Raw genomic sequence first — 23,014 nt, 5'->3', positions numbered from 1 at the left:
AACACAACCACGCCTGTTGCCTATTCTTGCCGGGCTTTGTGCCCTCCTGGTTGGATCTTCCTTCCTGTGGCCTGGCGCGGGAGGAGCCCAGTCCTTTACCCCCGTCAAAGGCGGCATGGTGGGGAACACGCCGATTCCACCAGGCCAAATGCTGTCACCGAACACCACAGTGACTGTCTATTTCCCCGAGGCGCAGCGCAGTGCCACGATCAACACCGGACCGAGTAACGGCTATGACGCGATCATCTTTATGCCTGTCCGGAACCAAGATGGAACCGGCAGCCCCGGCTATCCTCCGGCCGGATGGGGAACGTTCCCAGGCTGGATAGCACAGGGATATTTCCCTCCAGGGTATTCGTGTCCGCCCTGGTGTCCACCGCTCAGCGGGTACATGCAGATCTACGATTACAATCAACAGGTGGTTTTTCAGCAGATTTGGTCAGGATCCGGCGGACCCTATTGGTATCCCGACTTACGGGTCGCAGTGCATCAAGCCGGCACTACCAATCCCTTTATTGCCCAGCCAGATTCACCGGCTGAGGCCAGTACGCCCTGCCCCAATAATAAATGTGCCGATCCAGTCAGTATGATGACGGGACTCTATTATCAGGAAGATACGGACATCGAAGTTCCTGATGTCCTGCCGATCCGACTCACCAGAACCTACCGTACCAAAGATACGGCCACGCGAGCCTTTGGCATTGGGGCCAGTCATCCTTATGAGCAATACCTGCTGCGTGATGATCTCTGCAGCATTGTCCGTATCATCCTGCCCGATGGGGGTTACCGACAGTTCACCCGGACCAGCGGCACGAATTGTTTCGATTCGATCCTGCAGCACACCACCACACCGACAGAGTTCTATGGCGCCACGCTCGCCTGGGACACGACGCTGCTCCGTTATCGATTGAAGTTCAAAGATGGGATGGAGTGGCGCTTCAGTGAGTATGGCATGCTCGTAGCCATGCTGGATCGGAACGGCAATAGCCTCACGCTCACACGAGCTCTCGCGAATGGCCTCGCCGGAAATCTTTCCAAGATCACCACGCCGAACGGCCGCTATCTGACGTTCACGTATGACACGAGCAACCGGATCATCCAGGTGACCGATATCCTTGGCCGCACGATCATCTATACCTACGATGCCAGCGGCCGTTTGTGGAAAGTGACGAATCCGGCATCCGGTGTGAGCGAGTACACCTACGATGCGTCCCATCGATTGCTCACGGCCAAAGAACCGAACGGGAATCTCCATGTGACCAATGTCTACGATGCCAATGGGCGGGTGCAGACGCAGACCCAAGCGGACAGCACCACCTATCAGTTTGCCTATACGCTCGACGGCACGGGCAAGGTCACGCAGACGGACATGACGGACCCGCGGGGCTTTGTGAAGCGGCTCACGTTCAACAGTGCGGGCTATACCCTCACGAGCACCGACGCCTTTGGCCAACCGGAGGCGCAGGAGACGACTTATGAATGGCAAGCCGGGACGAATCTCCTCCTCAGCGTGACCGATCAGTTGAGTCGCAAGACCGCCTACACCTACGATAGCAAGGGCAATGTGCTGACGGTGACGAGACTGGCGACCACGCCCCAAGCCGTCACGACGACGTTTACCTATGAGCCGACGTTTAACCAAATTGCCACCGTCACCGATCCGCTCTCTCTCACCACGACCTTTGGCTATGATCCCAAGGGGAATCTCACGACCATTACCAATGCCCTAAACAAGGTCACGACCATCACGGTGAATGCCCAGGGTCAGCCGCTCACGATCAAGGATCCGCTCAACAACCAGACCACCTTTACCTATGAACTGGGTGATTTGATCTCGGTCAAAGATCCGTTGAACCGGGAAACGAAACGAATGCTGGATGCGGCCGGGCGGTTGCGCAGTATCATCAATCCTCTCGGACAAAAGACGGTCTATACTCCCGATGCGCTGGACCGGATTACCCTGCTCACCGACGCCATCAACGGGGTGACGCAATTCGGCTACGATCCCAACAGCAATCTGCTGACCGTGACCGATGCGAAGAACCAACAGACGGTGTACACGCCCAACAATATGAATCGCACCACCAGCCGCAAAGATCCGCTGTTAAACACCGAGACCTACACCTACGACAATAACGGCAATCTTGCCACGGTGCTGGACCGCAAGAGCCAGACGACCACTTATACCTATGATGCTTTGAATCGCAGAACCAAGGCAACGTTCCAGGATGGGACCAGCACGAACTACACCTACGATGGGGGGAATCGCATCACCCAAGCCCAGGAGAAGGATGCCAGCAATGTCGTGACGGCAACGATCACCCGCACCTACGATGGCCTCGATCGACTGACGCAAGAAGTGACCGCACAAGGGACGGTGAACTACACGTACGACAACGCCAGTCGCAGAGCCACGATGACCGTGGTCGGCCAGCCGCAAGTGGTCTACACCTATGACAATGCTAATCGCCTCACGAACATCCAACAAGGAACGAGTAACATTGTCATCGGCTACGACGACGCCGATCGCCGCACGAGCGTGACCTATCCCAACACGAATAGTGTCACCTATGGCTATAACGTCGCCTCTGAATTGACGACCATCACGTATAAACAGGGCGCCACTGTCCTCGGTGACCTCACGTACACCTATGATGCAGCAGGGAACCGAATTAAGAGCGGTGGCACGTTCGCACGTTCGAATATCCCACCCGCGCTGGCCACCACGACATACAACGTCAACAATCAGCAAACGGCATTTGGCACCACGACAGAAACGTATGATCTCAACGGGAATCTCGCGACGACCACCGATGCCGGTGTCACCACGACGTACACCTGGAATGCCAGAAACCAGCTGACGGGGATCAGCCGAACCGGGCTCACGGCAAGCTTCAGCTATGACTCCTTCAGCAGAAGAACAGGACGTACGGTGAATGGGACCGTGACCAATTTTGTCTATGATGGGTTGAATCCCGTCCAAGAAAAGAACGGTGCCACAGTCACCGCCAACTTGCTAACCGGATTGGGCATCGACGAATTCTTCACAAGAGCCGACGGTGTTGGAGTGCGGAGTCTCCTCCCCGACGCTCTTGGTTCGACTGTTGCTCTTGGCGATGGAACGGGCGTCCTCCAGACTCAGTACACCTACGAGCCTTTCGGCTTCACCACTCAGACTGGCGCTGCGAGTACGAATAGCTACAAGTTCACAGGCCGTGAGGATGATGGCACAGGGCTGTATTACTATCGGGCACGGTACTACCAGCCGCGGTTTCAACGGTTCATTGCGGAGGATGCAATTGGATTTTTGGGTGGTGATGCGAATCTTTATGCCTATGCTCAGAACAATTCTCTAAGCTACAAAGATCCAAGCGGCTACTGCCCATGGTGTTTGGTTGGGGCTACTTTAGGGGCTGCTTTGAATATTGGATCACAGCTCGCGACTAATGGAGGTAACTTAGGCGCCATAAATATTCCCCAGGTTGGGCTTGCTGCTGCTTCAGGTTTCTTAGGAGGAGGTTTAGGCCAACTTACGAGTGGACTCTCAGTAGGTGCGAACATTCTTGTGAACTCTGTAGGAAGTTCAGCGATTAGCGGAGGACTTGCTGTCGTCCAGAACCAACTGAGCGACTGCACGGGCGGACCGCGGAAAAATATTTTCCAGGAGGCCATGAGAGGTGGAATGTTTGGTGGAACGGGTGCTGGACTAGGTATTGGATTCCAATCCGGATACAACGTCATTCGCAATGCTATTGCGAATGCCGCACTAAGTAATGCGTCCACATCCACTCAATTATTGACTTCAGGGATCATGTCTTCATCTATCCCGTTCGCACCTCGAAATTTGGTTGGTGCTACAGCAGGAACAACCGGAGGCAATGTCATCTCAAACTTTGTATCCAATTTGAACCAATGATTACCGAGATTCTTCTTTGGCTGAATTCACACAGAGCAGCTTTCTTTGTCCTCACTATCGTCTTCGGAGCATTGCTTGGGTTCTGTGCAGGGCTGCTACTCTATGGAATACAATGGCTGACCATCTCAGATTTCACTGAGAGGCAAGGGAAGGTAACCATTGTGCTCTTCACTGTCCTTGGAATTGGACTCGGACTCTACTTTCTCTTTGTCGATTTCTTGCCTAAAGAAAGAGGTGGCCCAAAGAACAATGAAAATGGGACAGACGAAAGAATCTCTGGCTAAGCTTAATCAGATCAAGTTGTCGACGGTTACCGGTCAAAGATAGGGGTCAGCGGTCAAAGATAGGGGTCAGGTCTTGCAATCATGCACCATGCTCGTTAGACTCTCGCCCCATGGCTCGTCCCCTGCGTCTTGAATTTCCTGGTGCCGTCTACCATGTGACCAGTCGGGGCAACGCTCGGCAGGACATTGTGGAGGATGACCATGATCGCTCGCTGTTCCTCTCGCTGCTCGGTCATGTCGTCGATCGCTATGGCTGGTTGTGTTATGCCTACTGCCTGATGGACAATCACTACCATCTGCTCATCGAGACGCCTCAGCCGACGCTGTCACTGGGAATGCGTCAGCTCAACGGCCGGTATACCCAGACCTACAATCGTCGCCATGCGCGTGTGGGGCATCTCTTCCAGGGACGGTTCACCGCCATCCTTGTCGAGAAAGAGGTGCATTTGCTCGAACTCTGCCGCTACGTGGTGTTGAATCCCGTGCGGGCCAAGCTCGTTCCCCATCCCCGACAATGGGCTTGGAGCAGCTATCGGGCAACGGGAGGCGAGATGACGCCCCCACCCTTCCTGACCACGGACTGGATTCTTGGCCACTTTGCACAGCGAGTAGGCCTGGCACAGGAGCGGTATCGGGCCTTTGTGGCTGAGGGGCGGGGTGGGCCGCGCCCATGGGATCAACTCACCGGACAGATCTATTTGGGCTCCGAGGACTTCATTGCACGGCACCAACCGAATCGCGTGACCCGTGACATTCCTCGCCGGCAAACGCAGGCCCAGCGGCCGTCGCTGTATGTGTTGTTTCAACGAAGGGGCTCACAGAGCCAGCGGATTCATACCGCGTACCGCCAATACGGGTACCGTCTCGCCGAAATCGCGGAACATTTGGGTGTGCATGCAGCGACCGTGAGCCGCCGCTTAAAGCAGGCAGAGAAGGCGGATGTCTGATTGCAAGACCTGACCCTTTCTTAGAATTAAATCACGAAACAGGGGCCGGATAGGCCGGGGCGGACATCGATCGATATCGCGCTATTCGTGATCGCGTCCCATTGGGCGAGGAGGCCTGTCCTGATGCGTCGGACGGTCGGCTCGTAGGTTTCTCCGATCATGGTTGAGCTTGCGTCGATTTTTTCTAGCCTCGTGGCGGTCTCCCCGACGATGCTGACGATCGGCTTGAAGGTTCTGTCGATCATGTTGGAGATCCTGATGGTCGAGGCGCAGGTTTCGCCGATCTTGATGACGTTGTCTGGCAGTGGCGTGGTCCCGCGCATCTTGCCGAAGCTGTTGCCGCTCGTGACGAACTGCGTCTTTGTCCTGCGGGAGATTCTGCCGGTCGGTTCGGTTGTCCTGGGTGTTGCGAGGGAGGTCGCGGTGCTCATCACCTAACTCGCGATGATCTTCACGAAGATCAGGCTTGTTGTTCGGTATCTCGCGGGATGCGCGTCGCGGTTCTGGGGGCCCCTCACTGAATTCAGTCTCGGGGAAGATGGCGTGAGCGGATGTCGGTCCGCTACTGAGCATTGCCACAGCCATACTCACTTGTAGGATAGTTCTGTACCGCATGATAGTCAGTACTCTTTCGCTGAGTTGTGAACTGCTCAACGTGCGCTCGACCCCTGATAAGGATAGCAAATGCCGCACGTTCTGCTGAAGCTGGTACAGCAAGCCGGATCCACGGTATCGGAAGTCTGTTCGGTCGCTGGGAGGGCAGGGTGATCAGCGCTTGGCCTGCGGGGGCATGTACTTGATCATCTCGGCGGCGAGTTCTTTGGCGATGTCCTTGAGGCTCGGCTTGATGAACATATAGCTGTCTGAACGTTCATGGCGCGCCTTCCAGACCGTCGTGCCGGTGGCGGCATCGATTAAGCGGAGGCTCAGCCCCACTCGCCCGACGTTGTCCCCTTCCTTGCGCACATATTCCCACGAATTGACCCGGACGACGAGAAAGGAGTCGACATTGAGCGCTTTGCCAAGCCGGATGGCCGAATCTTTATCGGATTGACCGGTCATCTCGAGTCGCGAGAAATAGAACACGAGCGAATCGAATGCTTCCTTCGAAGCTTGAAAAATATCCGTGACGTTCTCGGGGGACACCACGCGTTCAATCGTTCCCTGCTTGTTGAGAGCTCCGGCCAACACCTCTTGGATGTCTTCCCGGGCGCTGTCGTATTGGCTGGCCATCGGCGGCAACACGGCGATGGACTGAGGCCGAAACACTCGGGCGCCGGGGCCTTCCCACACTTCTTGTAGCCCGCCGCATCCGCCGAGCAGCGCGACAAGCGCCATCAGAGAGACGATATGTGCAGAGAATCGAGACAACATGGGCCTAGTATACCATTAGAACGTCAAGGAAATTGAAGCGGAAACCAAGGCTCCCTTCTCACGGAAGTCATACCCCCCGCCGGCATCGGCACGGAAGTTAAACCATCGGATCCCTAAGCCGGCCGTCGGAACGAAGGGAGTGGAGGCATCTTGCATGTTTTTAAAGGTGCCGACCCGAAACGAGAGAAATTCCGACAAGATCGTTTGTTCGAGTCCCAGGCTCAAGAGCTGGCTCTTCACGCCGGGAACAAAGGTCTTGTTCGACGTCACGTCCACATCGGCCGTCAAGGTCAAGGTCGAGTAGGGGTTGAAGGCGACGCCCACCCGGACCTGCGGGTCAAGTTTCAATTCGCCTCCGCCGGCGGCATCGAACGTGGGTTTGTTGACGTCCTTGGCGACAATGCCGAGCCGAAACCAGGAAGACGGACGGTAGATCGCGCCCAAATCAATGCCATAGGTCGTTGAGATGGTCGGTTTGCCGAAGTGGTCGGTCGTGCTGATCCCGCTTCCGCTTTGGAGGTCGGTCGAGCCGTTGTAGGAGGCGCCCTGAATGACTTTCGCGGTGATCCCGACGGCAAACGTTTTGTCGGAAAAGGCATAGGCATAGGAAAAAGCCAGCTGTCTCGCTTCGAGACCGCGCAGCGCCATCTGGCCCGCCGCGCTGATGGGTGTTCCCGGCCCCCCAGGCTGGGAGACCTGCACGGGCGTCGAGACGAATCCGCCGCCGGTCGCCACGTCCGACACGTTGAATCCGAACGCGTGTTCGCCGAGGTGTCCTTTCACGTACAGGCCGGCGGACCCGTTGACTGCGATGGCGGCGCCGGGTTGATTGACGCGATCGGCGATCGTCTGAGCTCTCGCAAGATTGGCGGGAGAGGTATCGCTGGTATTGAATTTTTCCAGGTCATTCAGCGCATCGCCCAGTCCCAGCCGGTCGATCGCCAAGCCTCCTCCTTGGGCTCGGATATCCACGGTCTGAGTCATGGCCAGCCCGGCGGGATTCCAATAGGTCGCAAGCGCATTCGTCGTGACGGCGACTCCGGCGCCTCCCATGCCCATCGCCCGAGGGCCTACGATCACGAATTCGGTTGCCAATACAGGGGATGGCAACACCGAGGCGGCCAGCAAAATGCCTATACGAAGCGACCGTGACCGCCGCATGTGTGTCCTCGAGGACATGAATAATTTTTCGAGTCTAGAGAAGGAATGGCGGTTCGTCAAGAAATCGCGGTTAGCTGAGCAAGTCGAATCGGAACTTCAGGCGGTAGAAGCCGGGGAATGCCTCGAGACGTCTCGGAAGCCGATGGCCGTTGGCGTGATGCTCCGGCATGCGTGTCTGCGCGTGTCAGACGATTTGCCCGTCTTGCATGTGAATGATGCGGTCGGATTGCGAGGAGAGCTTGTCGTTATGGGTCACGATCACGAAGGTGGTGCCGCGTGTCTTGTTCAAGGCGCGCATCAATCCGAACAGCCCGTCTCCGCTGTGGGTATCGAGGTTGCCGGTCGGCTCGTCGGCCAGGACCAGGTCGGGATTCTGCATCAACGCGCGGGCCATGGCGACGCGCTGCTGCTCGCCGCCCGAAAGTTCTCCCGGCTTGTGATGAAGCCGATGCCCCAATCCGACTTCCGTGAGAAGGGTCGTCGCGTCCGCCTTGACCAAAACGGGCTCGCGACGCTGGACGAGCGCCGGCATGCAGGCATTTTCCAAGGCGGTGAACTCCGCGAGCAGATGGTGAAATTGAAACACGAACCCGATCCGCCTGTTCCGGAACTCCGCTTGTTGGATGTCACTCATTCGAAAAAGATCCTGGCCGTCGAACGTGACGGTCCCGCCGGTCGGTTTATCGAGGGTCCCGATAATATGGAGCAACGTGCTCTTGCCGGCCCCTGAGGCTCCGACGATCGCCACCAGTTCGCCGCGCTGGATTTCCAGGTTGATCCCCTTGAGGACGGGCAGGTCATGGGACCCCATCGAGAAGGACTTATGGAGATTGGTGACTTTGATCATAAAGGAAGCGTCGTCATCGGTTTCCAGATCCGACAGCCGATGGCTCGTTGCCGGCGTCTGGTTGCTCCGTATTCATTCATACCGCAAGGCGGCGACCGGTTCCAGCTTCGCGGCCTGATTGGCCGGATAGACGGTGGCCAAAAAACTGATCAGGATGGCGGACCCCGCCACAAGCAGCACGTCCTCCGCCAGCACGTGCACCGGAATGGTCGAGATGTAGTACACGCTCGGATCGAACGTCCAGAACGTCTGAATCAACCAGAGAAACGCGTAGCCCAACGGAATGCCGATGCCGGTCCCCACGAACCCGATGATCAACCCGTTCAACATGAAGATACGCCTAATGCTGCGTTTCGACGCGCCCATCGCCTTGAGGATCGCGATTTCTTTCTGTTTCTCCGTGACGATCATCGTCAGGGTGCTGACGATGTTGAAGGAAGCCACGATCGTGATCAGGACCAGCAGGAGAAACATCATCGTCTTCTCCAGCTTCAGGGCTGAGAAGAGGTTGCGGTTCATTTGCATCCAATCCCTGGCGCCGTGGCTGAATCCCAATTCCTGCTCGATCGTGTGGGCGATCTCTCCCGCACGGAACACGTCCGTGACCTTGACTTCGATTCCGGTCACGCTGGTGCCCAGGTTGAAAAACTTCTGCGCCTCGCCGAGTTCGATGTAGGCGAACGAGGAATCGTATTCGAACATGCCTGAATGGAACAGAGCGACCACGGCGAACGTGCGGATCTTGGGCACCATCCCCATCGCGCTGATCGGTCCGACGGGGGAGACCACGTTGACCGTGTCGCCGACAAACACCCCCAGTCTGAGCGCCAGTTCTTTGCCGAGGATGATCCCCGGTTTTTCAACCGCGTGGAGCGCGCCTTGGGGATCGTCGGCCGGTGCCTGCATCACTTTCACCGGTGTGAGCAGGTCGATCAGGTGTCCGACCGTGATGTTTTTGGCGAGTTCGGTCACCTTGGCTTCCCGTTTCGGATCGATCCCGCGCAGGATGATGCCTTGTACCCCGCTTTGCGTGGTGAGCAACACCTGGCGGAAGACAAACGGCGTGGCGGCGACGACGTCGGGTACCGTCTGGATCTTGTCGGTCAGACGGTCATAGTCGGTCATGTGTTCCTTCATCCGCTCTTGGACGATGATATGGGCTGTGGTGCCCAGGATCTTGCTCTGAATGTCTTCCCGGAATCCGGTCATGATGCCGACGGTGCCGATCAGTGCCGCGACGCCGAGCGTGATGCCGGCCACGGACACGAACGTGTTGAGCGAAATCGTCCGATTGCGGCGTTTGGCGCGCAGGTAGCGGAGCCCGACGAAAATTTCGTAGGGGAGGGTCACTCCTACCCTTTCTCCGGACGGAGCTGCGGGAAGAGGACCACGTCGCGGATGGAGGCTTGATCGGTAAACAGCATGACCAGACGGTCGATCCCGATTCCTTCGCCGGCGGTCGGCGGCATGCCGTACTCCAGGGCGCGGAGAAAGTCCTCGTCGACGAGATGAGCTTCCTCATCACCCGCCTCGCGCAGCGCCGCCTGCCCTTCGAATCGTTCTCGCTGGTCCAACGGATCGTTCAACTCCGAAAACGCATTGGCGATTTCGCGGCCGGCGATGTAGAGCTCGAACCGGTCGGTCAGGCTCGGGTCCGTATCCTTCCGCCTGGCAAGAGGGGAGATTTCGATCGGGTAATCGGTGATGAACGTGGGTTGCTGCAAATTCGGCTCGACGGTTTCCTCGAAAATTTCATTGACGATCGTGAACAATGAGGCTTTCGGGTCCACGGGCACATTGAGCCGTGTGGCGGCCGCCAAGGCTTTCTCTCGATCGCGAAGGACCGACGGATCCAGGCTGTTCACTTCAAGAATGGCTTGGTGGTAGGACCAGCGGCGCCACGGGGGGGTGAGGACGATCTCGTGCCCTTGATACGGAATGACCGTCTTCCCTAAAATTTGATGAGCCAGACTCGAAACCAGTTCCTCCGTGAGCAGGATCAAGTCCTGATAATCCGCGTACGACACATAGAACTCCAGCATCGTAAACTCGGGATTGTGGATCGTCGAGATGCCCTCGTTCCTGAAGTTACGGTTGATCTCGAACACGCGGGGAAATCCGCCGACGATCAGCCGCTTCAAGTACAACTCCGGCGCAATCCGCAAATAGAGATCGACGCCGAGCGCGTTATGGTGAGTGACGAAGGGCTTGGCCGCAGCGCCTCCGGGAACGGGATGCATCATCGGGGTTTCGACTTCGAGGAACCCTCGTTCAATGAGAAATGCCCGGATGCCGGCGATGAGACGGCTCCTGGTCGAAAAGATCTGATGGACCTGCGGATTCGCAATCAGGTCGACATAGCGCTGACGGTATCGGGTCTCGACATCCGTCAATCCATGCCACTTTTCGGGGAGCGGCCGAAGGGCTTTACTGAGAAACGTCAACTGATGGACCTCGACCGTGAACTCGTTCGTCTTGGTCCGGAACAACGTTCCCGTCACGCCGATCCAGTCGCCGAGATCGAGCTGCTCCACGACGGCGTAGGCTTGTTCGGAGAGCAGGTCTTTTTTGAGGTAAACTTGAACTCGGTCGGATCCGTCTTGCAGTACGGCAAATCCGGCCTTTCCGAACCGACGCAATGCGACGACCCGTCCCGCGACTGTGCAGGAGACCTTCTCCTGCTCCAAGATCTCCTTGGTCTTCTCGCCGTGCAGCGTGATGAGTTGACCCGCACGATCCTTGATTTCGAACCGACTGCCGTACGGAGCCACGCCGGCCGCTCGAAGAAACTCGAGTTTCTTGATCCGCTGTTGCCGCTGTTCGTTCAGTTCGTCCATTTTCCCTTCAGCAATCCAGCTAGAGATCGTCTTCCGGTCCGCCGACCGGCACGAGTTGATCGCTTCCCTTCCCAAGCTTCTTTTTCAAATAAGCCTCGATGAATCCATCGAGGTCGCCGTCCATGACGGATGAGACGTCGCCAAGTTGATGACCGGTCCGGTGGTCTTTGACCAGTTGATAGGGCTGGAACACGTACGACCGGATTTGACTGCCCCACGCGATGTCTTTCTTTTCGCCGACGATGGCGTTGAATTCCGCTTCCTTCTTCTTCTGTTCCAATTCATAGAGGCGGGCTTTCAAGATTTTCATCGCCCCGTTTCGATTCTGGAGCTGGGACCGTTCATTCTGGCATTGCACGACGATGCCGGTCGGCAAGTGCGTGATGCGGATGGCGGTTTCCACCTTGTTGACGTTTTGGCCTCCGGCGCCGCCTGACCGAAACGTATCGATCCGGAGATCCTTGTCTTCAACCGCGACGTCGATGTCCTCGCTCAGTTCAGGATACACAAAGACGGACGCGAACGAGGTGTGCCGCCGCTTATTGGAATCGAAAGGGGAAATGCGCACCAAACGATGGACCCCGGCCTCGGCCTTCAGGTATCCATACGCATAAGGCCCCGTGATGGAGAGCGTCACGCTCTTGATGCCGGCTTCGTCGCCGGGCAGCAGGTCCAGCGTTTCTACCTTGAATTTCTTCTGTTCCGCCCACCGCACATACATCCGAAGGAGCATCTGTGCCCAATCCTGTGATTCCGTTCCGCCGGCTCCGGGGTGAATGGCCAGGATGGCATTATTGGGGTCCAGTTCTCCGGAGAGGAGCAGCTCGACACGCAGTGTGGCCAGGCGCGGCTCCAACTGGTTCAGTTCGCTCGTCAGCTCGGTTTCCAGGGCCGAATCACCGCTCTCGTGCGCCAGCTCCAGCAGCGCATCCAAGTCATCCATCTTGGACTCGATTTCCCGCCACTGCCGCAGCTCTCGTTCGATCGTCGCCTTTTTGCGGCTCACTCCAGCGGCGGCACGGGTATCGTTCCAAAATTGAGGCTGACCCATTTGGGCTTCAAGTTCTTGTAACTCGGAAGTCATCTGGGCGAAGTCAAAGATGCCCCCGTAGTTCAGACACTTGGCCGGCAAGGGTACGCACGCGAACTTCCACTTCCTCTAACATGTCAGGATCCTCCTTCTTAAGTCATGCCGGGGTAATCGCTGTCAGGGCTGGTTCCTTTGTGCGGAAGTACCCGAACAGACACAAAAGCGCGCAGATTATAACACAGACGTGGGCGAACACGTCGCCGTAATAGCTATAGAACGTACGGGTTTGCCTGGTCGGGATCGTGGCGTACAATGCCTGCTCCGTGAACAGGGGTGTTGCGTCGATGATCTGTCCGAAGGGATCGATAAACCCGGAAATCCCCGTGTTGGCCGCCCGTGCGAAGGCCAGATGATTTTCCACCGAACGGAAGACGACCATGGCAAAGTGTTGGGCAGGGGCCGAGGAGGGGCCGAACCACCCATCGTTCGTGATCGTCACCAGAAACTCCGCGCCGTTCGCCGCGAACCGGCGGACCAGATCGGGGAAGATCACCTCGTAACAGATCGCCACGCCGAATTTGGCAGGTCTGGAGCCTCCGGTACGATCCGTGCTCCATGATTTCGGGGTGAACGAAAGAGTCGTCGGCCCCGGCCCTGCCTCGAAATCCCCGATGCCCTCGACCAGTTTATCGAGGAAGAACAAGAGAGACGTTTTGAAGGGAATGTATTCTCCGAACGGCACGAGATGATGCTTGTCATAGCGGCCGAGCACCGTGCCGTCCCGTGCCAACAGATAGGCGCTGTTCAACAGGTAGGGGCGGCGATCGGGGTAGAATCTCAACGCCGGGCTCCCGAGGAGGATCGGCGCCTGCGCCCGTTCGGCCCATGTGATCAGCTGCAACTGATACTCTTTTTCACGTTCCAAGATAAACGGCGTGGCGGCTTCCGGCCACACGATCAAGTCCATACCGGTTCCCAGTTTGGTCGTCAGGCGGTCGAACCGCCGCATGGTCTCGTCTCGGAATGACGCGTCCCACTTGACGGCTTGGTCGATATTCGGCTGGACGACGCCCACGGTAATGGCCGTTCTCGGGTTTTGTAGATCTCGGTCGCTCAGGACCGCGGAGCTGTAGAACCAGGAAAGCAGCATGCAAGCTGCGGCCGTCGTGAGCAGCTCCCAAGGAAGTTTGACCGGGTGAAATCCCCTGAAAAACGGCATGATCCACAGGAACAGCTCGGCGAAGGCCAGATTCACCAGCACGATCAAGAAGGAGACTCCGTACACTCCTGTGTGGTCGGCGATTTGAATCAAGTCCAATTCACGATATTGCGAGTATCCCAGAAGACACCAGGGAAGGCCGGAGAGCAAATGAGTCCGAAACAACTCCAGCGCAACCCAGAAGCAAGGGGCGAAGAAGATTCCATAGCGGGGGATGAGTTCGCGCAACCAAACGACGGCGAGGCTATAGACCCCGACATAGAGGCCGAGGTAGGCGGTGAGCAGCAACAAGATGGCGTAACTGATTGCTTCGGGAACCTTGCCATAGGTCGTCATGGCGGTGACGACCCAGGCCATGACGCCGGTGAAGCCGATGAGGCCGCTCAACCAGCCGATCCAAAAGGCCCGCGGCTTCGAACATTGATCGAGGGCGAGGTGAAGGGGAATGAGGGCGACCCAGGCCAGCAATCCCAGATCGAACTTCGGAAAGCAGAACGGCAAGAGCAGACCGCTCGCGCAGGCAAGCAGGATCTGGCGCGGACGAACTTGGTCCATCGTGCCGTACCTTATCGAAAAGATTCGGCGAGTTGCAAGAGAATGCTTGAACAATCAGCAACTTGAACGACCGGCAGGTGCTTTTTTCCGGTAAAAGCGGTATTCTAACCCCATGGAGCGACGCCGCCACCGTCGAGTTCCCGCTCAAGTCAAAAGTTTGCTTCGGGCCAATTCTCATGAGGTGGAAGGAGAGGCCCGGGACCTCTCGCTTGGCGGTGCGCGAATCGAAAGCTCTCTCGATGTCCAGCCGGGCACGCAGATCGCCGTCAAGCTGATCGTCCCGGGAGACGACACTCCGATTCTGATCGAGCAGGCTCGCGTCCAGTGGACGGTCGATCGAACGTTCGGTGTTCGGTTTCTTGACGTGCGACAGCAGGAATTGGATGAATTGGAGCAGCTGATCGATGAATGTATCGCGCTTGATGAAGGGAAACAGGCATGAAATCCGTTGATGTTCGGACTGATTCACAGGTTGACGACCCGCGCGACTGGATGGGCGGCGAGGCGACGGTCGGTTCCCAAGCCCGCCGATATATCCGCCGCCAAGCGGGGCCGCCGACCTCTCTGCTCGGTGTGATTCTTGGGTTGACCTTCCTCGGCGGTCTCGCCTTGGGCAGTTCTTTCGGCCTACTCTGTCGAAATAAGAATTAACAGGAAGATCAGGATTCCTCTGCCGACCCCGTAATCGCGTCGCCTGCCGGTTCGGGCAGCGACCATCGTGTCGGGGCACTCACTTGCCTAGTCCAAAAGAATCTCAGGTGGATCAATGCCGTACAATTCATGGCGCCGTTTCTACCTCGAGACGGATGGAGTCGAAGTGGGAAGGGCGGGTGATCGGCTTACCGTCAGAGCACGTCGCTCCATGGAGGGCTGACAGCGAAGGCCGCGTTGATCAGTCCCACGTGGGAATACGCTTGGGGGAAGTTCCCGAGTTGGACGCGGGTGTCCGGCACAAAGTGTTCGGCGAACAGCCCGACGCGGTTTGATCCCGTGAGGATCTGGCTCATGATCTGCTTCGCTTCGGCCAGGCGGTCGAGTTTCGCCAGCGCTTGAACGACCCAGAATGAGCAGATGACAAAACTCGACTGCGGCTTCCCAAAGTCATCCTCCCTCAGGTAGCGGAAGAAAAAGCCGGTTTCTTGCCCGTCGCGGCGTAGCGCGAGGACCTGTTTAATCTGCGTGACGGTCGTATCACAGACCTCTCGATCCGGAAATCCCAGAATCGCCAGTTGCGCTAAGGAAGCGTCGTAACTGTCGTCGGCCGGTCCGTTTCGCACGACTTTGTCTTTCGTCGCGCGAAGCAAGGCATCCGCCGCCCTGGAACGTGCCCGCTCAAGATCGGTGCCCAAGTCCCGTAGGAACCCGGCTCGCTGCATGCGGAACGCTCGATCGAGACCGGCCCAACACATGAGATTCGTGAACGAATGTTCCCTCCAGCCGTTCCGGATTTCCCACAGACCGGCATCCGGCTGGGAGATGCTTCGCTCACACAGACGGACCAAATTGGCTACCAGCATTTCGTGGTCCTTGGTCCGCAAGTCAAAGAAACGGTTGTCGAAGAAGACGGGTGCCAAGGTGAGAATCATCTCGCCATAGACGTCATTTTGCACATGTTCGGCCGCCTGATTGTGGCTCCGCACCGGTCGGCTCCCAAGGAAACCTTGCCAATTGGCATGTTCCGTTTCCGGGAGAGGGAGGTCCTGACTCAGCGTATAGACCGGCGCCAACCGATCATGCGATTGTTCGTAGGCATAGCCCACGTTGAGCAGAAACTTCAGGAAGCCTTCCATTTCCTCGAAGTGGCCCAGGTTGTAAAACGCGGAGAGCGAAAAGTGGGCGTCGCGCAACCAGCAATAGCGATAGTCCCAGTTGCGAGGACCGCCGGGCTCCTCCGGAAGGCTGGTGGTCAGCGCGGCAAGGATCGCTCCGGTATCTTCGTAGCAGTGGAGCTTGAGCGCGAGGGCCGAGCGGATGACCTCTTCTTGATAGACGACGGGAATCGAACAATGCTTCACCCATGTCCGCCAGTATTTCGTCGTCTGATCCAAAAATTCGTGGCTGACTTTGACGAGGTCATCTTCGATCCCGATCCCCCATGTCAATGCGAAATACATCTTCGAGGTCAGCACGACCGGCGTTTCCTCGCAGAGATACGTGAGGGGCATGTTGGTCAGGAGCCGCAGGTACTCCCCTCGCATCTCGTATCGGAGATGGCTGCTCCCCCGGACAAATCGAACCGGTGTCTTGTCCCATCCGGAAACCGGCTTGCAACAGACGCGAATGGAGGGGCATCCGCTCAGCGGCTCGACGATCCGAAATAAGGCGGCCGGTCGATAGACCCGACCATATTGCAGAAAACGAGGGCAGAAGTCGGTGATCTGGAACGCATCGCCGTTGGGCAGCGAGACGGTCGTGATGAGAATATTGGTATTCGGCAGATATCGCTGCGTGGTGGTCGTTTCCGACGGCGGGACGGCGGGGGAGATGGAAAACTGGCCGCCATCCTCATCCAAGATCCTGCCGAAGACCGGAGGGCTATCCGGCCTTGGCAAGCACAGCCATTCGACGGATCCGTGGGTGCTTATCAGTGCGGAGATTTGGCAGTTTCCGATGAGTCCGTACTGGTACACGGCTTGACCATATTTGATTTCTCCACGAAAGTAAACTAACTTGTTTCCATGAGGCTGTTCGCGCTCTCACTACGGTTTGTGCTGCCCTTGGTGATCCTGTTGGCCGTGATCGCCTACGGGGTCATTCCCCTCGTCGACTCACTCGAATTGAAATGGTTTGTCCGCGATCTCGATATGCGGTCCAGACTCATGGTCAATACGATGGAGGGGCCGCTCGCGGATCTCCTGGTCTCCAATTCAAAGGGAAAGATTCTGGCCTATTTTACACGGATCCTTCAAGATGAGCGGTTGTACGCGCTGGGTTTTTGCGACCTCGAGAACCGCCTGCTCTATGAGACGCAGGCCTACCCGCAAGATGTCACCTGTAAGGATACGCTCGATCTCGCGCCCAACGCTTCCGCCGTGCGGTCGTTCAGCAGTGGACCGCTCCATATCACCTCGGCCACCATCGAATCCAACGGGCGCCGGATCGGACGTCTTCTCCTGCTCCACGACATGCGGTTCATCCAACAACGGAGCAGCGATACGAAACGGTATGTGTTCTATTTGTTCGCGGGGCTGACGGCGGTCATTTCATTGGTGACCTTGCTGGTCGCACACTTCAGCTGGAAAGAGTGGGTGGCCGGCGTCCGTGCCATGGTCAAGGGAGAACGACTGCTGAATCCTCTGACACATGAGCAACATCCGCCTGAACTTCAGCCCTTGGCGAAGGACTTGCGGTCGTTGGTGGAAGCGCTCGAGTCCGATCGTCGCATGCGAGATGAGAGTCAGATTTCATGGACTCCGGCCAGCCTCAAGTCGATTCTTCACGAGCAATTCGCCGGCGATCAGGTGCTGATTGTGTCCAATCGGCAACCCTACGCCCATTATTGGCAAGGGCAAAGCGTGACGGTGCAGGTGCCGGCAAGCGGGCTGGTCTCGGCCTTGGAGCCGGTGATGCGCGCCTGTTCCGGTATTTGGGTGGCGCACGGGAACGGATCCGCCGATCGGGACGTGGTGGATAACCGGAGCCATGTCAGCGTGCCGCCATCGAATCCTTCGTATCAAATTCGGCGTGTGTGGCTCACGGCGGAGGAAGAGTCCGGATACTATTATGGGTTTTCCAACGAGGGGTTGTGGCCGCTCTGCCATATCGCCCACGTCCGGCCCACGTTTCGTTCATCGGACTGGAAACATTACGTGGCCGTCAATGAGCGATTCGCCCAAGCCGTTTACGAAGAGGCGACGACCGACAATCCGGTCGTGCTCGTGCAGGATTACCATTTTGCCCTGCTTCCTAAACTCATCCGCGATCGCTTGCCGACCGCCACGATCATCATGTTTTGGCACATCCCGTGGCCGAATGCGGAAAGCTTCGGCATCTGTCCCTGGCGGGAGGACATTCTGGAAGGGCTGCTTGGAAGCAGTATTCTGGGATTTCACACCCGCGTGCATTGCAATAACTTCATCGACAGCGTCGATCGCCTGCTTGAGGCGCGCATCGATCGAAACAGCTCCACGGTCTCCTACGGGGGCAAGATGACGGCGGTCAATCCTTATCCGATCTCGATCGAATGGCCTTCGCAATGGATCCGCAATCAACGGCCGGTTCAAGAATGTCGAGACAGACTGCGGGAGGCGTATGGGATGCCCCGTGATCGCCTTATCGGTCTTGGGGTCGAGCGCCTCGATTACACCAAGGGCATCCTCGAACGGTTCATGGCCGTGGAACGTCTCTTGGAGATGCAACCGGAGTGGATCGGGAAGTTTACGTTTCTTCAGATCGCCGCTCCGAGCCGTTCGGTCATCGAACAGTATCACCATTTTACCAGTCAGGTCTCTGCATTGGCCGAGCAGATCAACAAGCGCTTTGGGCATGACGGCTATGAGCCGATCTGTCTGCGCATTCAGCATCATGAGCCGGCGGAGGTCTATGAATGTTACCGCGGAGCCGATCTCTGCGTGGTCAGCAGTCTCCATGACGGCATGAATCTCGTGGCCAAGGAGTTCGTCGGCGCCCGCGACGATGAGCAAGGAGTCTTGATTCTGAGTCAATTCACCGGAGCGGCTCGGGAACTCACGGAGGCGGTCGTCATCAATCCCTACGACATCGATCAATTCGCGGCTGCGCTCCATCTGGGCTTGACGATGCCGAAGGTGGAGCAGCGTGCCAGGATGCAAAGCATGCGCGGCCTGATCCAGGAGTTCAATGTGTATCGCTGGGCCGGTCGTATGCTCATCGATGCCGCCAGGATGAGACAAAAGGAACGAGTCATGAAACAGGTGCGGCGGCCGAGCCTGCTGAGATGACGGATGAACGATGGACTATTTATTGACGGAAAACGGAAAACGCGATCTTGGGTCCCTCCTGAAGGGACGGTCTCTCTATGCGTTTGATTTCGACGGGACCTTATCGAAAATCGTTCGAGAGCATCATACGGCGAGGCTTTCGCGGCCTATCCGGCTCTGGCTCGAGGAACTCGGGAAGCGAGCGCCGACCGCCATTATCTCGGGGCGCTCCGTGGAGGATTTGCGATCGCGTGTCGGGACTGCCGTGACGCATCTGATCGGAAATCATGGCTCAGAAGGTCCTCATACCGCCGAGGAGGATATGCGGCATGTCCGAGAGACCTGTTCTTCATGGCTGCAATTGGTCGGCGATCGATTTCACGACGAGCTGATTCAAAGCGGTGTGTCCGTCGAAAATAAGTCCTATTCACTCTCATTCCACTATCGCACGGTCGATCAGCGTGACGAGGCGCGGGCGCTGATTTCTCGAATCATTGCCGAATTGTCTCCTCCTCCTCGCATCGTCCTTGGGAAATCCGTCGTGAATGTGATGCCGCCGACGGCGTCGCACAAGGGCACGGCGTTGTTGGAGACCATGCGCCGGCTCGACTGTGCCACGGCGCTCTACGTGGGTGACGATGAAACCGATGAAGATGTCTTCGCGTTGCGGGACCACCGCGTTCTGACCGTGAGGGTCGGCAAGAAAAACGGTTCGTCCGCCCGGTATTTCCTGAAAAGACAGGCGGAAATCACGGAAGTGCTTCGATTGCTCGTCGAGGGCGGCGTTCAAAACATTCACACCTGGAGCGGCTGCCATGAGCCGGAAACTCCTCGGCCTGCTCCGCATCCTGGCGAATAGTTCCAGAGATGCTCATTTCTAATCTCCCAATTGCGATCGTTCTTGTCCCAGGAGGAGATCGTACGGAGCAAAATCGTCGCTCAGGACGACGCCGGGTGGCCAAGGCTCGGTCCGTCGGGTGCTCAACAACGCGATGACTTCCATCGGCAAGCGCTGATTCATCGCCATGTCGGTGATCTTTGCCACAAGACTGTCCACCGATTCCTGTTCAATGAGATGTCCCCCAAAGAAGATCAGGTTCTTGGCCGGGGTCATTCCGGTCTTCCACGGACCCTCGACCGCGAAGGTGGCGAGGACCGGAAAGGCTTGTCGCATGGTTTGGACCACGGCGGCGGCTCGAGCGAGGTCACCTTCTTTGCCGGATGACGCCAGATTGACCGCGACGATTCCCTCCGGGTTCAGGCGGGTACGTACCAAGGAGTAAAACTCCGCCGTGGTGAGATGGAAAGGGATCATGTCCCGCGCGAAGGCATCGATCCACATGACATCGTACGTCTGATCCGTTGCGTTCAGAAAAGCCCGACCATCCTTCACAAAGACATGATGATTGGCCGGCGGGCGATAATCAAAGTAGGCTTCGGCCATTCGGACGACGACCGGGTCGAACTCCACGATATCCAACTCCAACGCGGGCCAATGCCGCGCCAACCACTTCGCCAACGATCCTCCACCATGACCGAGAATGAGCCCGCGTTTGGGCTCGGCCACCAAAGCCAGCGAAGACACCATCATTTGGCTGTACGGAAGAAAGAGATAGGCAGGGTCGGCTTTCCACATGGTGGCATGAAAGGTTCGATCCAATACCAGGTAGCGGAACAGATCATCTTCCCGGATCCGGACCTGCTGGTACGGACTCTCTTCTTGATAGACGGGAGCCTTCAATCGTTGAAGCGGATGGAGCGACAGGGTTCCAAAGAGCGTGAAGCACCCAACCGCAAGCAGGAGGGCCGATGGGCGAGCGGAGGTTCCCTGCATCAACCACAGGATTCCAAGTCCGACCTCAATGCCGGCAAGCCAGGCCATCAGCGAGTGGCTTCCGAGCCACGACAAGAGAAAGAATGCCGTGCCCCAGGTTCCCGCCAGGCTCCCCACGGTCGACAGGGCGATCATGCGGCCCGTCTGTCGACCGAGGTGATCCATGTCCGCGACCGCCAATCGCAACATGGCCGGCAACACGCCGCTGAGTCCGAAGGCGGGAGGAGCAAGAAGTACGGTTGCCGCCAGACAGGGCCCCCAGCGAGGGTCTTGCACCATTTTTTCAATCTCGAACAGAATGGGCTGGTTTCCCCACGCGACCAGAAACGTCCAGCTTCCTGAAAAGAGCAACAGGCCGGCCAGCACCCGTCCGCCGGTGTAACGGTCGGAGACCCATCCGCCGAATGCATACCCGCTGCTCATGGCGGCCAGGATCACTCCTATCAACGCGCCCCAGACGAACAACGAACTGCCGAATACCGGAGCCAGCAATCGACTGCCGAGGATCTCCAAGGCCATCACGACCGCGCCGGTCACGAGAGCGGTCACGAGCAAAAACCAACGGGGAATTCGTGGAGCGTGAAGACTCATCGATCGGATGGGGTACGACGTGCTTCTCCTGAATTGAATCGAAAGCGGCGTCGGATTGTACTCAAGGCCTTTTCCGAGAGTCAACGAAGCAAGGTGGACCGGTATGGAGCCGTGGGAACCGGGAATTCGTTGCTCGCCGGCGTGCAGGGTTGCTATACTTTCGGACGAATTACGTAATGCTATCAAGGAGGGCCCATGCACATCAGTGTGATCGGAAGCGGCTACGTCGGACTCGTGACCGGCGCATGTTTTGCCGAGTTCGGCGTCCACGTCACCTGCATGGACAGCGACAGCCGTAGAATCGAGAAGCTTGAGAAGGGTGAGGTCCCATTTTATGAGCCCGGGCTTGCCGAACTGGTCGCCAAGGGAGTCAAAGAAGGCAGGCTGAGTTTTACGACGGACATTGCCAAGGCGGTCGACAAGGCGCTGGTCATCTTCATCGCCGTCGGGACTCCGCCGAGGGGCGATGGCTCCGCCGATCTCTCGTACGTGGAAGAGGTCGGCAAAGGGATCGCGCGTCACATGACCGGCTACAAGGTGATCGTGACCAAGTCCACCGTTCCGGTCGGGACCGGCGCAACACTTCGCGAGGTCATCACGAACGCCCAGACGGATGCGTTTCGGTTCGATCTGGTTTCGAATCCGGAGTTTCTTCGAGAAGGGTCGGCCATCGAGGATTTCATGCGGCCGAACCGCGTGGTGATCGGCGCGGACAGCGATCAAGCGGTCGCCATCATGAAGGATCTCTATCGCCCGCTCTATTTGATCGAAACACCGATCGTGGTGACCGATGTGCCGACCGCCGAGTTGATCAAGTACGCGTCGAACGCTTTCCTGGCGACCAAAATTTCCTTTATCAACGAGATCGCCAACCTGTGCGAAAAAGTCGGCGCCAATGTCCAGCTCGTGGCAAAGGGCATGGGGCTCGATCACCGAATCGGAGGCAAGTTTCTTCATGCCGGACCGGGCTTCGGCGGGTCCTGTTTTCCCAAGGATTTGGCGGCCCTCATTCAGACCGGCGAGCGCCACGGATATCCCATGCAGATCGCCTCCGCCGCTTCACGGGTGAACGACAGTCAGCGAAGACAGATGATCGACAAGATTCGGGAGGCGGTAGGGGGACTGAAAGGGAAAACGCTGGCGATGCTCGGCCTTTCCTTCAAGCCGAACACCAACGATCTCAGAGAAGCCCCGGCCTTGGCGATCGGTCGCGTTCTCCTCACGGAGGGCGCGAGCATTCGCGCGTACGATCCGGAGGCCCTGGCCGAAGCCTGTCAAATGATGCCCGAGCTCCAGCCCTGCCGGGATTCCTATCATGCGGCTGAAGGAGCCGACGCTCTGGTGATCATGACCGAGTGGAATGTCTTTCGAAACCTGGATTTTGAGAAGTTGAAGTCGGTCATGCGGGCTCCGGTCTTGCTGGACCTTCGAAACATCTATGATCCTGAACGCGTCGCGGCCGCCGGCTTCAAGCATGTCTCGGTGGGGCGCATGGCCCGAAACCCCAAGCATGCAGGGTGA

General features: G+C 57.6%; 19 protein-coding genes and 1 pseudogene. 10 read left to right on the top strand and 10 right to left on the bottom strand.

Annotated elements, in window-relative coordinates; all coding sequences use genetic code 11:
- Positions 1-115: 115 nt before the first annotated feature.
- The 3 genes from A4E19_14760 to A4E19_14750 all read left to right on the top strand — a co-directional run bounded on the left by A4E19_14760 (position 116) and on the right by A4E19_14750 (position 5,147).
- Complete coding sequence (locus tag A4E19_14760) at positions 116-3,916, top strand: hypothetical protein (GenBank protein OQW36992.1); 3,801 nt, start codon at positions 116-118, stop codon at positions 3,914-3,916.
- Complete coding sequence (locus tag A4E19_14755; protein ID OQW36991.1) at positions 3,913-4,200, top strand: hypothetical protein; 288 nt, start codon at positions 3,913-3,915, stop codon at positions 4,198-4,200. The genes A4E19_14760 and A4E19_14755 overlap by 4 nt, the downstream gene beginning before the upstream one ends.
- Positions 4,201-4,310: 110 nt before the next feature.
- Positions 4,311-5,147, top strand: coding sequence for an addiction module toxin RelE (locus A4E19_14750; protein ID OQW36990.1), 837 nt, complete (start codon positions 4,311-4,313; stop codon positions 5,145-5,147).
- Positions 5,148-5,173: 26 nt separating this feature from the next.
- On the opposite strand, the gene A4E19_14745 is transcribed toward A4E19_14750, so the two are convergent.
- Positions 5,174-5,392: a hypothetical protein gene (locus A4E19_14745; GenBank protein OQW36989.1), complete on the bottom strand. Its 219-nt coding sequence runs from the start codon at positions 5,390-5,392 to the stop codon at positions 5,174-5,176.
- Between A4E19_14745 and A4E19_14740 the strand changes: the two genes are divergently transcribed.
- The gene (locus A4E19_14740; protein ID OQW36988.1) at positions 5,391-5,585 is read left to right on the top strand and encodes a hypothetical protein; all 195 of its coding nucleotides are present in this window, start codon (positions 5,391-5,393) and stop codon (positions 5,583-5,585) included. The two genes, A4E19_14745 and A4E19_14740, sit on opposite strands and share 2 nt — an antisense overlap.
- A 330-nt stretch (positions 5,586-5,915) precedes the next feature.
- Here A4E19_14740 and A4E19_14735 read toward each other — a convergent pair whose 3' ends face one another.
- The 7 genes and pseudogenes from A4E19_14735 to A4E19_14705 form a co-directional block, all read right to left on the bottom strand.
- Positions 5,916-6,521 (bottom strand): hypothetical protein, encoded by a 606-nt coding sequence (locus A4E19_14735; protein OQW36987.1) that lies wholly within the window; start codon positions 6,519-6,521, stop codon positions 5,916-5,918.
- A gap of 15 nt (positions 6,522-6,536) precedes the next feature.
- Positions 6,537-7,682, bottom strand: coding sequence for a hypothetical protein (locus A4E19_14730; protein ID OQW36986.1), 1,146 nt, complete (start codon positions 7,680-7,682; stop codon positions 6,537-6,539).
- A 184-nt stretch (positions 7,683-7,866) separates the two neighbouring features.
- Positions 7,867-8,529: an ABC transporter ATP-binding protein gene (locus tag A4E19_14725; GenBank protein ID OQW36985.1), complete on the bottom strand. Its 663-nt coding sequence runs from the start codon at positions 8,527-8,529 to the stop codon at positions 7,867-7,869.
- A gap of 72 nt (positions 8,530-8,601) precedes the next feature.
- Positions 8,602-9,879: an ABC transporter permease gene (locus A4E19_14720; protein ID OQW36984.1), complete on the bottom strand. Its 1,278-nt coding sequence runs from the start codon at positions 9,877-9,879 to the stop codon at positions 8,602-8,604.
- A 2-nt stretch (positions 9,880-9,881) separates the two neighbouring features.
- Positions 9,882-11,366: a lysine--tRNA ligase gene (gene lysS / locus A4E19_14715; GenBank protein ID OQW36983.1), complete on the bottom strand. Its 1,485-nt coding sequence runs from the start codon at positions 11,364-11,366 to the stop codon at positions 9,882-9,884.
- A 19-nt stretch (positions 11,367-11,385) separates the two neighbouring features.
- Positions 11,386-12,532: pseudogene (locus A4E19_14710) on the bottom strand (peptide chain release factor 2).
- Between the two features lie 21 nt (positions 12,533-12,553).
- Entirely contained in the window at positions 12,554-14,170 is a 1,617-nt protein-coding gene (locus A4E19_14705) for a hypothetical protein (protein OQW36982.1), read from the bottom strand.
- Positions 14,171-14,282: 112 nt separating this feature from the next.
- Between A4E19_14705 and A4E19_14700 the strand changes: the two genes are divergently transcribed.
- Complete coding sequence (locus A4E19_14700) at positions 14,283-14,612, top strand: hypothetical protein (GenBank protein OQW36981.1); 330 nt, start codon at positions 14,283-14,285, stop codon at positions 14,610-14,612.
- Positions 14,609-14,821, top strand: a complete 213-nt coding sequence (locus A4E19_14695; GenBank protein ID OQW36980.1) for a hypothetical protein — start codon at positions 14,609-14,611, stop codon at positions 14,819-14,821. The genes A4E19_14700 and A4E19_14695 overlap by 4 nt, the downstream gene beginning before the upstream one ends.
- A gap of 194 nt (positions 14,822-15,015) precedes the next feature.
- Here the strand turns inward: A4E19_14695 and A4E19_14690 are convergent, their stop codons facing one another.
- Entirely contained in the window at positions 15,016-16,800 is a 1,785-nt protein-coding gene (locus A4E19_14690) for a hypothetical protein (GenBank protein OQW36979.1), read from the bottom strand.
- Positions 16,801-16,848: 48 nt separating this feature from the next.
- Here A4E19_14690 and A4E19_14685 point away from each other — a divergent pair, with 48 nt between their 5' ends.
- Entirely contained in the window at positions 16,849-19,089 is a 2,241-nt protein-coding gene (locus A4E19_14685) for a trehalose-6-phosphate synthase (protein ID OQW36978.1), read from the top strand.
- A 10-nt stretch (positions 19,090-19,099) separates the two neighbouring features.
- Positions 19,100-19,927, top strand: a complete 828-nt coding sequence (locus A4E19_14680) for a hypothetical protein (protein ID OQW36977.1) — start codon at positions 19,100-19,102, stop codon at positions 19,925-19,927.
- A gap of 18 nt (positions 19,928-19,945) precedes the next feature.
- Here the strand turns inward: A4E19_14680 and A4E19_14675 are convergent, their stop codons facing one another.
- On the bottom strand, positions 19,946-21,493 hold the full coding sequence (locus tag A4E19_14675; GenBank protein OQW36976.1) for a hypothetical protein: 1,548 nt from the start codon (positions 21,491-21,493) through the stop codon (positions 19,946-19,948).
- Here A4E19_14675 and A4E19_14670 point away from each other — a divergent pair.
- Positions 21,482-21,670, top strand: a complete 189-nt coding sequence (locus A4E19_14670) for a hypothetical protein (protein OQW36975.1) — start codon at positions 21,482-21,484, stop codon at positions 21,668-21,670. The genes A4E19_14675 and A4E19_14670 overlap by 12 nt on opposite strands.
- Positions 21,671-21,688: 18 nt before the next feature.
- Positions 21,689-23,014 carry a UDP-glucose 6-dehydrogenase gene (locus A4E19_14665; protein ID OQW36974.1) on the top strand — a complete coding sequence of 442 codons (1,326 nt, stop codon included), beginning with the start codon at positions 21,689-21,691 and terminating at the stop codon, positions 23,012-23,014.

The organism is Nitrospira sp. SG-bin1 (genome assembly GCA_002083365.1).
GTDB lineage: Bacteria > Nitrospirota > Nitrospiria > Nitrospirales > Nitrospiraceae > Nitrospira_D.
The sequence above is the reverse complement of the archived record's forward strand: the minus strand, read 5'-3'. Positions and strand labels throughout refer to the sequence as shown.